The organism is Paenalcaligenes hominis, from assembly GCF_041359055.1.
Taxonomy (GTDB): Bacteria; Pseudomonadota; Gammaproteobacteria; order Burkholderiales; family Burkholderiaceae_B; genus Paenalcaligenes; species Paenalcaligenes hominis_A.
This window is the reverse complement of sequence record NZ_JBGJKZ010000001.1, coordinates 134,911-148,692: the sequence shown is the minus strand read 5'-3', so window position 1 is coordinate 148,692 and position 13,782 is coordinate 134,911. Positions and strand designations below refer to the sequence as shown.

The 13,782-nt window shown below is 46.6% G+C and carries 13 protein-coding genes and 1 tRNA gene; 13 read left to right on the top strand and 1 reads right to left on the bottom strand.

What is annotated here, in order from left to right:
• Positions 1–222 precede the first annotated feature (222 nt).
• Positions 223–1,002 (top strand): Nif3-like dinuclear metal center hexameric protein, encoded by a 780-nt coding sequence (locus ACBP46_RS00680; RefSeq protein WP_371014817.1) that lies wholly within the window; start codon positions 223–225, stop codon positions 1,000–1,002.
• A 56-nt stretch (positions 1,003–1,058) separates the two neighbouring features.
• Here the strand turns inward: ACBP46_RS00680 and mscL are convergent, their stop codons facing one another.
• Complete coding sequence (mscL, locus tag ACBP46_RS00675) at positions 1,059–1,526, bottom strand: large conductance mechanosensitive channel protein MscL (protein ID WP_077734209.1); 468 nt, start codon at positions 1,524–1,526, stop codon at positions 1,059–1,061.
• A 124-nt stretch (positions 1,527–1,650) separates the two neighbouring features.
• On the opposite strand from mscL, the gene petA reads away from it, so the two are divergent.
• From petA to ACBP46_RS00615, 12 genes are all read left to right on the top strand, one after another.
• The gene (gene petA, locus ACBP46_RS00670) at positions 1,651–2,298 is read left to right on the top strand and encodes a ubiquinol-cytochrome c reductase iron-sulfur subunit (RefSeq protein ID WP_167661321.1); all 648 of its coding nucleotides are present in this window, start codon (positions 1,651–1,653) and stop codon (positions 2,296–2,298) included.
• A 44-nt stretch (positions 2,299–2,342) separates the two neighbouring features.
• Positions 2,343–3,728: a cytochrome b gene (locus tag ACBP46_RS00665; RefSeq protein WP_167661322.1), complete on the top strand. Its 1,386-nt coding sequence runs from the start codon at positions 2,343–2,345 to the stop codon at positions 3,726–3,728.
• A 20-nt stretch (positions 3,729–3,748) separates the two neighbouring features.
• Positions 3,749–4,597 (top strand): cytochrome c1, encoded by an 849-nt coding sequence (locus ACBP46_RS00660; RefSeq protein ID WP_371014816.1) that lies wholly within the window; start codon positions 3,749–3,751, stop codon positions 4,595–4,597.
• Positions 4,598–4,707: 110 nt separating this feature from the next.
• Positions 4,708–5,316 (top strand): glutathione S-transferase N-terminal domain-containing protein, encoded by a 609-nt coding sequence (locus ACBP46_RS00655; protein ID WP_371014815.1) that lies wholly within the window; start codon positions 4,708–4,710, stop codon positions 5,314–5,316.
• Between the two features lies 1 nt (position 5,317).
• Positions 5,318–5,740, top strand: coding sequence for a ClpXP protease specificity-enhancing factor (locus tag ACBP46_RS00650; RefSeq protein ID WP_167661324.1), 423 nt, complete (start codon positions 5,318–5,320; stop codon positions 5,738–5,740).
• A 186-nt stretch (positions 5,741–5,926) separates the two neighbouring features.
• Positions 5,927–7,930, top strand: a complete 2,004-nt coding sequence (locus tag ACBP46_RS00645) for a BCCT family transporter (protein ID WP_371014814.1) — start codon at positions 5,927–5,929, stop codon at positions 7,928–7,930.
• Positions 7,931–8,057: 127 nt separating this feature from the next.
• A tRNA-Thr gene (locus ACBP46_RS00640) sits at positions 8,058–8,133 on the top strand.
• A 193-nt stretch (positions 8,134–8,326) separates the two neighbouring features.
• Positions 8,327–9,079, top strand: coding sequence for a sulfite exporter TauE/SafE family protein (locus ACBP46_RS00635; RefSeq protein WP_371014813.1), 753 nt, complete (start codon positions 8,327–8,329; stop codon positions 9,077–9,079).
• Positions 9,080–9,316: 237 nt separating this feature from the next.
• Positions 9,317–9,901 (top strand): TetR/AcrR family transcriptional regulator, encoded by a 585-nt coding sequence (locus ACBP46_RS00630; protein WP_371014812.1) that lies wholly within the window; start codon positions 9,317–9,319, stop codon positions 9,899–9,901.
• A gap of 215 nt (positions 9,902–10,116) precedes the next feature.
• The gene (locus ACBP46_RS00625) at positions 10,117–10,950 is read left to right on the top strand and encodes a pirin family protein (protein WP_371014811.1); all 834 of its coding nucleotides are present in this window, start codon (positions 10,117–10,119) and stop codon (positions 10,948–10,950) included.
• Positions 10,951–11,087: 137 nt separating this feature from the next.
• Complete coding sequence (locus tag ACBP46_RS00620; RefSeq protein ID WP_371014810.1) at positions 11,088–13,025, top strand: DUF294 nucleotidyltransferase-like domain-containing protein; 1,938 nt, start codon at positions 11,088–11,090, stop codon at positions 13,023–13,025.
• Between the two features lie 2 nt (positions 13,026–13,027).
• A complete protein-coding gene (locus tag ACBP46_RS00615) occupies positions 13,028–13,759 on the top strand; it encodes a 3'-5' exonuclease (protein ID WP_371014809.1) in 732 nt (243 codons plus the stop codon).
• Positions 13,760–13,782 lie beyond the last annotated feature (23 nt).

The window sequence follows — 13,782 nt, the reverse complement described above, 5'->3', positions numbered from 1 at the left end:
AATAACTGATGCTGGACTACAGCAAAGCCACCTAAACAGTGCCTTTATATGAGTAACGTTATGATCTAGACAAAAAACAGATGTCGACTACACTTAGACGTTGCCTCGTAGTTTAAGTACCTTGAAATCATGGCTTTGCTCTAATACGAAAGTGCTCATTAGACTGCCATATGCTTTAGACCTAAACTATGGGGAATCTCCCTACATTTTTTTGCATTAGCTATGTCGATTTCTCTTTCTCGTTCCGAACTCGTACAGTGGTTAGATACTTACCTCGAGTCTTCTCGTTTCAAAGATTACTGCCCTAACGGCCTTCAAGTAGAAGGGGCTGAAACAGTGCGCCATATCGTTACCGGCGTGACAGCCTCCTTAGCACTGCTTGAGGCTGCCGTAGAACGCGGTGCGGACACTGTACTGGTGCATCACGGTTGGTTTTGGAAGAACGAAGACGAGCGCATTCGCGGTATGAAAAAAAAGCGTATTGCATACGCTCTTGAGCATAATCTAAATCTTATTGCTTACCACCTGCCCTTAGACGCACACCCTGAGGTAGGCAATAACACCCAACTCGCTCGTCAGTTGGGTTTTAAACACGATCTAGATACTAATGGTCAACCTATAGGCATAGGACCTAGCAATCTTATACAAACTGGTTATTTAGATATACCAGAAAGCCTAGGTTCTCTGTCGGATAAAATTAGCGATATTTTACAAAGAAAAACGTTGACTGTAGGCAATCCACAACAGGTTATTCAACGCTTGGCGTGGTGCACAGGGGGGGCGCAGGGCTTCATGAGCGAGGCCATCGAAGCCGGCGTAGACCTTTATATCAGTGGTGAAGCCTCCGAGCCTACCTACCATTATGCCTGCGAGACCTCAACGGCTTACATTGGGGCAGGCCACCATGCCACCGAGCGCTATGGTGTGAAAGCATTAGGCGAAAAAGTAGCCGAACACTTTAAGGTTCAAGTGGAATTTATCGACCTCAACAACCCTATCTAAAACAATAAAGCCCGTATTTCCACGGGCTTTATTGTACAATTAGCGCGATTCACTCATTAAGCATTCTTGTTTTTTAAAGCATCGCGAATTTCGCGCAACAACACCACGTCTTCGGGCGTAGGGGCGGGCTTGGCAGGTGCAGTAGCTTCTTCGTGATGAACAGCCTGGCGCATACGGTTAATCATCTTAACCATGACAAAGACCACAAAAGCCAACAACATGAAGTTGATAAATATGGTCAAAAAGTTGCCCCATGCTAATACGACGGCTCCTGCAGCATTAAGCTCTTCTAAGGTGTATGCGCCCGTGTAGCCTTCGGGCACGCGTAAAACGGTAAATTTATTGGCAAAATCAACTTCGCCACCGAGTATAAAGCTAATAACTGGCATGAATACGTCTCGGACTAGCGAATCAATAATTTTTCCGAATGCGCCGCCAATGATCACCCCTACTGCTAGGTCGATCATGTTGCCTTTCACAGCAAATTCGCGGAACTCTTTAAAAAAACTAGTGGTTTTACTCATATAAGCCTCTTAATGACATCACAGAAAATTTGCAAACGCTATAATAGATGGTTGCAAGAACTATACCCAGACCAAGTCCATAATTTGTGCTAAGCCCAACTTGGGCAGGAATAAGGATACTAGAATGAGTCAGATTACGACACAGCCCAATGACAACGGAGCGGAAGAAAACGCCATTCTCCCGTCCGACCCTGCGCGCCGTTTTTGGGTCACTACCGCCTGTGCGGTCGGTGGTGTCGCCGGTGTGGCTACCGCTGTCCCTTTTGTGGGCTCGTTTGCCCCTTCGGCTAAAGCCCGTGCTGCGGGTGCTCCAGTAGAGGTAGATATTTCCACTCTCGCGCCCGGCGAAATGCGTACTGTCGAATGGCGTGGCAATCCAATTTGGATTCTACACCGTACCGAAAGTCAATTGGCCGCTTTAGCCTCAAATGACAGTGAGCTCGCTGATCCTAATTCAAACCGCCCTGGCTTCACGCCTGAGTATGCCCAAAACGAATACCGCTCACGTCGTCCTGAAATCTTCGTATGTATCGGCATTTGTACGCATTTAGGTTGTTCACCTACCCCTCGTCTCGAGAACGGTGCCCAGCCCGGGTTACCATCCAGCTGGAACGGAGGCTTCCTCTGCCCCTGCCATGGTTCTACCTTCGATCTTGCAGGTCGTGTCTTCAGCAACAAGCCTGCTCCCGATAACCTTGAAATTCCGCCTTACGAGTTCTCCGCCGATGGCACGCGTGTCATTATCGGTGTAGATGAAAACAACAAGGCTTAAGGTCATTACAGTCTCATTAAATATAAGATTAAAGGAGCCGTTTCATGGCTGACGACAAAACTGTTGAAACAACAGGTCTCTTAGGATGGGTCGATAAGCGCTTCCCGCTTACGAAACTCTACAAAGAGCACATGTCTGAATACTACGCCCCCAAGAATTTCAACTTTTGGTATTTCTTCGGTTCACTTGCCATGCTGGTGTTGGTTATTCAGATTGTTTCTGGGATTTTCCTCGTAATGAACTACAAACCGGATGCAGAGCTTGCTTTTGCTTCGGTCGAATACATCATGCGCGAGGTACCTGGGGGCTGGTTTATCCGCTACATGCACTCAACCGGTGCGTCCATGTTCTTCGTGGTGGTGTATTTACACATGCTACGTGGGTTGTTTTATGGCTCTTACCGCAAACCACGCGAACTCGTCTGGATTTTCGGGGTAGCTATTTTCCTCTGTCTTATGGCCGAAGCCTTCCTAGGCTATCTCTTGCCTTGGGGTCAAATGTCTTACTGGGGTGCTCAGGTTATTGTTAACTTGTTTGCTGCCATTCCCTTTGTTGGTCCAGAGCTGGCCATTTGGATTCGTGGTGACTACGTGGTGTCAGACGCCACTCTAAACCGCTTCTTTGCATTGCACGTGGTTGCTATTCCATTGGTGTTAATTGGCTTAGTAGTTGCCCACTTAATCGCTCTGCACGAAGTCGGCTCTAACAACCCAGACGGCGTTGAAATTAAACAAGGCCCAAAAGACGCAAAAGGTCGCCCATTAGATGGCATTCCTTTCCACCCTTACTACTCCGTGCACGATATCGTTGGGGTGGCAGGGTTCATGATTGTCTTTGCCGCCATTTTGTTTTTTGCCCCAGAAATGGGCGGGTATTTCCTCGAGTTCAACAACTTTATTCCTGCTGACTCCATGAAGACCCCACCGCACATTGCGCCAGTGTGGTATTTCACTCCGTTTTACTCCATGCTCCGTGCCACCACCGATGACTTTACATGGCTTCTAGCGGGTGCTTCAGTGCTGGCTGCCATTGTGTTCCTCATCAAAGGCCTACCTGGAAAGATGCGCATTATCGTGCCCGCAATCCTGATTGCTGTCGCTATTGCACTTAAAGTGTTCGACGCGAAGTTCTGGGGTGTAGTGGCTATGGGCGGTACGGTTGTGATTCTTTTCTTCCTACCCTGGTTAGATCACAGCCCAGTGAAATCCATCCGCTATCGTCCGACGTGGCATAAAGTTCTGTATGCGATTTTTATCGTGAACTTCTTGATGTTGGGCTATTTAGGTACACAACCACCTAGCGATCTCTACAACTTGCTCAGTCAGGTTGGCACGGTTATTTACCTTGCTTTCTTCTTCCTGATGCCTGTCTGGAGCCGTCTAGGTACCTTCAAGCCAGTTCCCGAGCGCGTAACTTTCCGCGCCCACTAAGGACGTTTTAACAACACGGAATGACCATGATTAAAAAAATCCTTGGCGCTCTGGCATTAGCTCTTAGTCTAGGCAGCGTAGCTCAAGCTGCCGACGGAGCAATCGAACGCGCCCCTAATCGCATCAATGATTTGCCCGCCTTACAAAATGGCGCTAAGCTATTTGTTAACTACTGTTTAAACTGCCATAGCGCCAATGCTATGCGTTACAACAAGCTCACCGAAATCGGTCTAACCGAAGAAGAAATCAAGAAAAACTTGCTTTTCACTACGGACAAAGTCGGTGACACCATGTCTATTGCTATGCGTCCAGCAGACAGTAGCAAGTGGTTTGGTACCACGCCTCCTGATCTCTCCGTTATTGCTCGCGCAAAATCGGTTAACTTAGGCCCTAGCGGTACCGATTACATTTACAGCTATTTACGTACTTTCTACCGTGACGCAGCCCGTCCTACAGGTTGGGATAACGTCGTTTTCCCAAGCGTAGGTATGCCTCATGCCATGTGGGAACTCCAAGGCCCCGTTACGGCACAACGTACAAAAGTCGGTTTGACCAATGTAGATGGCAAGGAACAATGGGTGCGCACCGTCACTGATATTGATCAGTTTGGTTTTCATACCCAAAGCTCCGAAGTCTTAACCAATTACAACGGCGATGACTCTGAAACCGTGGTGGTGACCCCTGTTGATCCCGATCGTCAGGCTCAGTTTGATAATGATGTCGCTGACCTTAGCAACTTTCTTGCTTGGATGGCTGAACCGGTACAAACACTACGCAAACAAATTGGTGCTGGTGTCATGGTATTTCTTTTCTTGTTCTTCTTCGTCGCATGGCGCCTGAACAAAGAATACTGGAAAGACATCAAATAAACGCTTTGCTTGCTATTCGTTACGCGCGCCTGCCTTTCTACAAGGCAGGCCGCCTTTCTGTTTAAAGCCCTCGGCTTTTTTGCTTTTTTTTCACGACTGGAATCCATACTATGATGGTGCTCTACTCTGGAACTACTTGTCCCTTTTCACAACGCTGTCGTTTTGTGTTGTTCGAGAAAGGCATGGACTTCGAGGTTCGCGATATCGACTTGTACAACAAACCTGAAGATATTTCGGTCATGAACCCGTACGGCCAGGTACCTATTCTGGTCGAGCGTGAACTCATTTTGTACGAATCCAATATCATCAATGAATACATCGATGAGCGCTTCCCTCATCCGCAGCTAATGCCTGCTGATCCCACGATGCGTGCTCGTACCCGTTTATTTTTGTTTAATTTTGAGCGCGAGCTGTTTACCCAAGTGTCTTTACTTGAAGACCGCAACGAAACTGCCCCCAAAGCCCAAGAACAAGCACGTCAAAAAATTCGTGACGGGTTGGCACAACTTGCTCCTATCCTCACTAAAAACAAATACATGCTCGGCGAAGAATTCTCTATGTTAGATGTGGCTATTGCTCCGTTACTTTGGCGCTTAGACCACTACGGTATTGAATTGCCTAAATCTGCTGCACCGATTCAAAAATACGGTGAGCGTGTGTTCTCACGCCCTGCCTTTATCGAAGCCTTAACCCCTTCTGAAAAAGTAATGCGTCGTTAATATGTCAGCTAACGAAACCTCTACCAAACCCTATTTGCTACGCGCCTTGCACGACTGGTGTACCGATAACGGTTACACCCCACATATCGTGGTTCAAGTCGATGAAAATACGGTGGTGCCTCTAGCCCATGTTCAAGAAGGTCAAATCACTTTAAACATCGGGCTACTTGCTACTAACCAGCTCATACTAGGCAACGATTACATCGAATTCCAAGCCCGTTTTAACGGGGTGACCGAAGACATCTTTGTTCCGGTAGCAGCCGTTTCCGCTATTTTTGCACGCGAAACAGGGGCTGGAATGGGGTTTGAAATAAGCCCATCCGCACCGTATACCGACGAGGGCGCGCCAACAGAACCGCCTCACGATGACCCCGATCCCAAAGGGCCCGCCCCAGATCGAGGTCATCTACGTATCGTTAAATAATGAAAAAATGCCAATCCCTTTGGGTTGGCATTTTGCTTTTTGGTCGCTATATTTAAACTAAGAAACTAAAACCCGTACTTTTAGCTTCTTAAATGAAAAAGCGCCGCGTTGCTATCGCTTATTGTCCACACTACGACTTCTGCCACCGCAGCACAGCATAAAGTCAAACTACTGATCGGGTTTATTGTGAAAATATTCAAGCAAACCAGTCTTAACCCCCCCGTCTTTTACTCAGCGGCTCTGCTGATTTTTTTGCTCGTGGGTCTTGCTATTTTTGCTCCTAATTTCACTCAAGAGCTATTTGGAAATACGCAAAACTGGATTCTCACTAATGTCAGTTGGTTTTACATACTAACTGTAGCCATTATTTTAATCTCTACTATTTTTTTAGCGATTAGCCGTTATGGTGACATTAAGCTAGGCCCTGACCACTCTGCCCCCGACTTTAAAGACATGACATGGTTTGCTATGTTGTTCTCTACAGGGATGGGCATTGGTCTAATGTTCTTTGGTGTAGCCGAACCGGTAATGCATTTTATCAGTCCGCCTGTAGGTGAAGGAGGCACTATAGAATCTGCTCGTAATGCAATGAGCATCACCTTTTTCCATTGGGGACTACATGCGTGGTCTATCTATGCCATTGTAGGGTTGATCTTAGCGTTTTTCTCTTATAGACATGGCTTGCCCCTAAAGCTTAGCTCGGCACTATACCCTATGATCGGCGACCATATTCATGGTAAGGCAGGTCAGGCCGTTGATACCTTTGCAGTACTTGGCACCGTTTTTGGTGTAGCCACCTCTTTAGGTTTTGGTGTAGCCCAAATTAATAGCGGGCTTAGCTATTTATTTGACTTCCCATTTACCATCTATACCCAAATTGTCCTTATTATTATTGCTTGTGGCTTGGCTACTCTTTCTGTAGCCAGTGGTTTAGATCGAGGGATTAAAATACTCTCAGAGATCAATCTAAGCTTTGCATTCCTGTTATTGCTCTTCGTGCTTATTCTAGGGCCAACCGTCTTTTTGTTACAAACCTTTGTTCAAAATACCGGCTCCTATTTATCCGATCTCGTTACCGCCACCTTTAACCTTTATGCTTACGAGCCCAATGACTGGATCGGTGGTTGGACTTTGTTTTACTGGGGCTGGTGGCTTGCTTGGTCACCGTTTGTCGGTTTGTTCATTGCCCGTATTTCCCGAGGCCGTACTATCCGTCAATTTGTTTCGGGCGTGTTGCTAGTTCCCGCAGGTTTCACTTTGCTCTGGATGACCGTTTTTGGTGATACCGCCATCTATTATATTTTGGTAGAGGGCATGACCGAATTTGGTACTGTGGTGCAAGCGGACACCTCTCAAGCTCTATTTGTGTTTCTAGAGGAAATGCCTCTGACTAGCATCACATCTATTCTGGCTTTGATGATGGTCGTTGTTTTCTTCGTCACCTCTGCCGACTCTGGAGCTTTAGTCATAGACCTTCTCGCCTCTAAAGAAAATATGCCCTCACCCGTTTGGCAGCGTATTTTCTGGTCGGCACTTACAGGGTTAGTTGCCATAGCTCTGCTTTTAGCTGATGGTCTCCAGGCGCTGCAAACTGCGACAATTGCTACTGCATTCCCATTTTCCATTATTTTGCTTTTGTCTATTTTCGGCTTGTTTAAAGCCTTGCGCACCGACGCAACCAAACGCCAAATTCGCTATCAAACTGTAGCCCGTACGCAAATTGGTGTTCCTGGTCAGCCTTGGCAAAAACGTCTGCGTAACTTAATCGTCATGCCACAACAAGATCAAGTGGTACGGTTTATTAATCTTACTGCTGCCCCCGCCATGAAAGCCGTCAGCGAAGAGCTAATTAAATCCGGCTTTGATGCTCAAGTTCAACAAAACCTTTCTGATGCAGGCGATGCCGAAGGTTGGTCTTTATGCGTGGCGCATCATGGCGAATACCAAGATTTTCAATACACCGTACGCCCTATTGCTGAGTCTAGGCCTACACTGACTCCAGCCGACGCTAAGCGCCCTGAAAATCAAATTTACTATCGCGCTGAAGTTCATTTAGCCGAAGGCGGTCAAGATTACGATATTATGGGCTGGTCCGAGGATGAGGTAATCAACGACATCCTTGATCAATACGAGCGTCATCGTCATTTCTTACACATGGTCCATGATACCGACCCCTTAATCAGTGAGTAACTACTCTAGCTTTATAAAAAAGCATAGACTACCGACCTCACTTTCTAGTGAGGTCATTTTTCTTTAGTTATTTATACTGATTAAAAAGTTGCTTTTTTAAAAATCCGCCTTTATAATATCTTTTTTAGCCGGCTTAGCTCAGTTGGTAGAGCAGCGCACTTGTAATGCGAAGGTCGAGGGTTCAACTCCTTTAGCCGGCACCAGATACAAACAAAACGCCAATCCTTAGGGGTTGGCGTTTTGCTTTTCTACTGTAGGCTATTTTTTGTCCCAAAATCCCATTTAGCACAGTAATATGTCAAAGACGTAAAGTGCATTGGCTCTATTCGTAAAATCACCCCATTTGCAGTCTTACCCCTCTAACCACTACCTTAAAAAAAGAAAAAGCATTTTTTTATGGATATCAGTACTATCGTTTTGATTATTACAGGCGCTGTGGTTGCAGGTTTTGTCCAAGGGCTGTCCGGCTTTGCTTTTAGTATGGTAGCCATGTCCTTCTGGGCTTGGGCAGTAGACCCTAAGATTGCAGCAGTTTTAGCTGTATTTGGTGCTCTAACAGGTCAAGTACTAGCCGTATTCTCGGTGCGCCGCGCTTTTAATCTCTCGCTGTTGGCACCGTTTGTAGTGGGTGGTTTGTTTGGTATTCCGCTCGGTGTTTGGGTGCTGCCTCTACTAGACAGTAACTGGTTTAAAGTTTTTATCGGAGCCCTATTAGTACTGTGGTGTCCTGTCATGCTTTTTTCCAAAACCATCCCCACGCCCAAGCCCACTTTTCCTCTTTTGAATGGCATCATCGGTATCCTAGGAGGAGTAATGAGCGGTCTAGGCGGGTTTGCTGGTGCTATCCCAACCCTATGGTGCTATGTGCGCGGCTATGACCGCCACATTCAACGTGCTGTTATCCAAAATTTTAATTTGGCTATACTTAGTGTCACCATGGTCACCTACTTAGCTACGGGCTTGGTCACTACTTCTGTCTTGCCTCTGTTAGGGTTGGTTCTACCTGCTATGTTGATCCCTACTCTTTTGGGTACCCGCATTTATAAATACATCAGTGACGCTGTATTTAGAAAAGTCGTACTCAGCTTGCTTATTGGTTCTGGCTTAGCATTACTAGGTTCAGCCCTGCCTCAGATACTTTACTCTTAATATCCCCCCAGCCTAAAGGCCGGAGATGCTTACAGCGCTTAGGCGCAACATTAAGACGCCTCTGAGTTACTTAGGTAGGCTCCTGCTGCTGGCGGTCGGGCCGCCCCACCTCGCTAAAATCCAACGTCCGCGCCCTGAACGGCGGGCTTGTCGTGCTCTGGGTAAACTGTATTTTTATACGTTCCCAATGTCATAATAAATAATAAAATCAGATCATTTTTTAGTTTCTATTTGTCTATGACCTCTACCCCCAAAACCCGTCGTCGCGATCAGCATCTAGAGGCCGCTATTTTAGAGGCCACATGGCAAGAGCTATTGCGTGCGGGTTATGCTGGTTTAACGATGGAATCAGTTGCTACCGAAGCCGCCACAAGTCGTTCGGTATTAGCTAGGCGCTGGGATACCAAAGCCGCTTTAGTTGCTGCCACAGTCCGTGCGCAAATAGAACAATATCCTTATACACAGCCCAACCTTAATGCCTTACGTCCCGAGCTAGAAAACTATTTAGAACGAATCAGTGAATTAGCGCCGGTAATCACTATTATTTTTTCTTTGTTATCTGACTCAAAGTTTAGAGAGATCTACCCTTCAGCATCCATGCTTCGTGATGCCTTGAGTACCGATTGCTGCGATCACCTCAAACTTATCTTGCAGCGTGCAGCTGATCGTGGGGAAATAGCCCATCACAAAATCACCCCACCGTTAGAAACCTTACTTAGTGATTTAATAGGACACTACATTTTAATCCACAACGAAGCGCCCCCAAAAGCACTGCAACTTGCGTGGATTGATGATATTTTTCTGCCGCTTTTATTTAATTAGCTAAGAGGCTTAATTCAATATTTCATTAAGCAATGATGAATTGCTTAATTGCTCCCCTATCTGCGTTGCATCATCAATAATTTTGTATATCCTCAACAAAATAACACTCATTGTTGCCATAAAAGCAACAATATTTTGCTTAAATACCCCCTAATCAAAGCCTGCACAATCCTTTAAACTGAATACATTACGTATTTAATTCAAGAGGTTGCGCTATGAATCGCTCCGTAGAGTACATTGTCCCAGGCCAAGCCACTTCAGATGGGGCTGGCGTAAAGCTTACCCGTCTACTTGGTCACCATTTACAACAACGCCTAGATCCTTTTTTAATGCTTGATGCCTTTGGCAGCGATAATCCAGACGATTACATTGCCGGGTTCCCTAACCACCCGCACCGTGGCTTTGAAACCATGACCTACATGCTAAAAGGGCGTATGTTGCATCAGGATAGCGCCGGCAATCAGGGCCTACTCGAGGATGGGGGCATGCAATGGATGAGTGCAGCACGTGGTGTCATTCACTCAGAGATCCCGCAACAGGAAAATGGTGTCATGGCTGGCTTTCAGCTATGGGTCAACTTACCCGCCGCCAATAAAATGGATGAGCCGTGGTATCACGATTTTCAGCGTAAGGACCTACCTAGCTACCACACCGAGCACGGGGTAAATGTAATTGTGTTAGCAGGGCAAAGTCAGGGTACAGACGGTGCGGTCACACGTCCCGTCACGCAACCCTTAGTGCTTGATCTGCATCTGCCAGCACAGGCCCAGTTTTCCCACCCTGTTCCAGCAAACCACAATGCTTTCTTGGTCGTTTACGAAGGTTCAGTTACCCTAAATGAACAAGTCTTAACTCCGCACCAAATGGTCATTTTAGCCAACGATGGTGATCATGTTCAGTTACAGGCCTCTACCGAAGCCAAGGTGCTGTTAGTAGCTGGTCAGCCCTTAAAAGAACCCATTGCTCAATACGGCCCGTTTGTGATGAATACCCAAGAGCAAATTCAGCAGGCGCTGCAAGACTTTCAAGCCGGCACCTTGGCTCAATAGACAAACCACCGTTTCCATTTACGCCGATCCTCTGCCTAACCGCATGATCGGTTTTTTATTTATGCATTGAACTCTTTGTCATTCCTGTTAGGCTAAATAGTAGTGCTTGCTTTCATTGTATTGATATTACTTTGCCTATGACTGACCCAAACGCCTCTAGCCCTACCGCCCAAGCCGCATTACAACAAAATGGCCCAGCTATTTTGCACTTTTTGCAGCAGTACCCCCCTTTTAACCAAATGGAAACACGTCACTTGCATCATTTGGTAGAGCACGCTTGGCTACGGTTTTACGGCAAAGGCACGACCATTACCGATGCTAATAACGAGACTGAGCAATATTGGTTTCTGATTCGCCAAGGTCTGGTCCGCGGAGATCGACCTAATACCCGCTACCCAGACAATACAGAACGCTTTTTACTTACCGTGGGAGATAGTTTCCCCATTGCGGCCATTTTAAGTCAACGCTCAACACGCACAACTTATACGGCACAAGAAGACTGTTTTTGCTTGGTTTTAAGCGCGGCTGATTTTGTGAAGCTATTGCGTATTTCTGAGCCATTGCGTTCTTATGCGATACGGGGGTTTAGTAGTCTTCTTTCTGAACTGCAGCAGCAGGCTCAAGAGCGAGCATCAGCCCATTTGGGTGCCGACTACTCCATGCATGATGAGTTACGCTCTTTAATCGTACACCAACCTATCAGTTGCTATGCCGAGCAAAGCCTGCACGAAATACTACAAAGTATGCAGCAGCATCAAATTGGCAGTATGGTTATTGTGGATGCTGAGCAAGCCCCGCTCGGTATTTTTACTTTACGAGATCTACGTCGCGTCTTGGCAGCCAACCCAGAAAACCTCTTTGCACCTATTGGTAATTTAATGGTGACAGAGCCCTTAACGCTTCCCCCAAGCGCTAGCGCCTTTGATGCCGCCTTATTAATGGCTCAACATCATATTGGTCATCTTTGCGTGGTAGAGAACAAAAAGCTAGTGGGCGTGATCTCCGAGCGGGACTTGTTTTCATTACAGCGTGTAGATTTAGTGCATTTAGCCCGCTCATTACGCCAAGCGCCCTCTATAAAAGCTTTAGAACAAATACGCACAGACATTCATCATCTGGTTGATAGTATGTTGGCGCACGGAGCCGATGCCAATCAAATCACGCAGGTTATTACTCAGCTTAATGATCACACCACATCGCGTATTATCGAGTTGGTGCTACGTCAACACGGTAACCCAAACATTGAGTTTAACTGGCTGGTATTTGGTAGTGAGGCGCGTGGCGAGCAGGCGCTTATTACGGACCAAGACAATGGCATGCTGTTTCTTGCTGATACTCCAGACCAAGCCGAGCAATACCGTCAAACCTTACTCCCTATTGCCACTGCCATTAACCAGGCCTTAGATCAATGCGGTTTAAGCTTGTGTAAGGGCAATGTTATGGCAAGCAACCCAAAACTTTGCTTATCTTTAGAGGAATGGCAAGCTCGTTTCGACGACATACTCAGCCACCCTGACCCTAAACACTTACTGCAAGCGTCGGTTTTTTTCGATTTACGTCGTGTGTGGGGGCCTGAACTAGGTTTTGATGTATTTCATCAACAGCTTTTAGCCAAAACCAAAAAAGACGCCCGTTTTTTACGCCGCTTAGCCAAAGCCGCCTTAAATTATCCTTCTGCACCAAGCCAACTGCGACGTTGGGTTGCTCGTACCGTAGGCGCTACTACCGATACCCAGCTCGAGTTGAAGCGACATGGTTTATCCCCTTTTGTGGATGCAGCACGGGTATTGGCCCTATCTGCTAACATTGCCGAGGCTTCCACTCTTTTGCGTTTAGAGCGCTTGGCCCAAAAAGGAATTATTAGCGCCAAAGATGCAGAGGTTTGGGCTGATGCGTATAGGTATTTGCAATTGCTACGTTTACAACTGCATCAACGCCTAGCAGCACACCAACAGCCTCTTACCAACACCTTAGCCTTAGACGACCTCAATCAACTTCATAGCCGTATGCTACGGGAAGCACTGCGTCAGCTGCGTTATATTCAAGCTTTTCTTACCTATCGCTATAGGCTATGAGCATGCGAGCTTCTTGGTGGCAATCCCTTAAACGATACTACACAGCTTTTCAATCAAAACGTACTGGTTTTCATCCTGATCGTTATGCACAACAGGTATTGAACCAAGCAGCCCCGCTAATTCCTGCGGATCAATCCCTGCAACATCCTGCCATGGTGTTTGACTTAGAAACCACAGGGCTAGATACCCGTACCGATACCGTTATTTCTATTGGTGCAGTACGCTTGGCAGAGCAAGGCATAGCGTTAGGTAATAGTTTTTACCAAGTGCTAGATATAAACGTTGATTTACACGGCGAAAGTCAGTTGATCCATGGGTTAACCCAAAAAGACTTAGACAAAGGCTGCGATCCACGCCAAGCCTTATTTGATTTTTTTTATTACAGCCAAAATCATATCTGGCTTGCGTTTCATGCTGAATTTGATCGACGCATGCTTAAAAACGCTGTTTTACAGCATTTAGGGCTAATTATTGACCCCCAACCTATAGATATCGCGTATTTAGCGCCTTTGTTATTTCCCGAGCTGGCGGCAAGCAATGCAACACTGGACGATTGGTTACGGATTTTTAACTTGCCTATTTTAGCGCGTCATAATGCTGCGGCCGACGCCTTGGCAACCGCTGAGCTCGTGATGGTGTTATTACACAAAGCACAACAACTTGGTTTTAGCACATGGGGGGAATTGCAAAATGCCTGCTTGCAACAGCGCCAAGTCCAACGCTTTCTAAACTAGCGACTTAGGGTTTATGTCCCCTA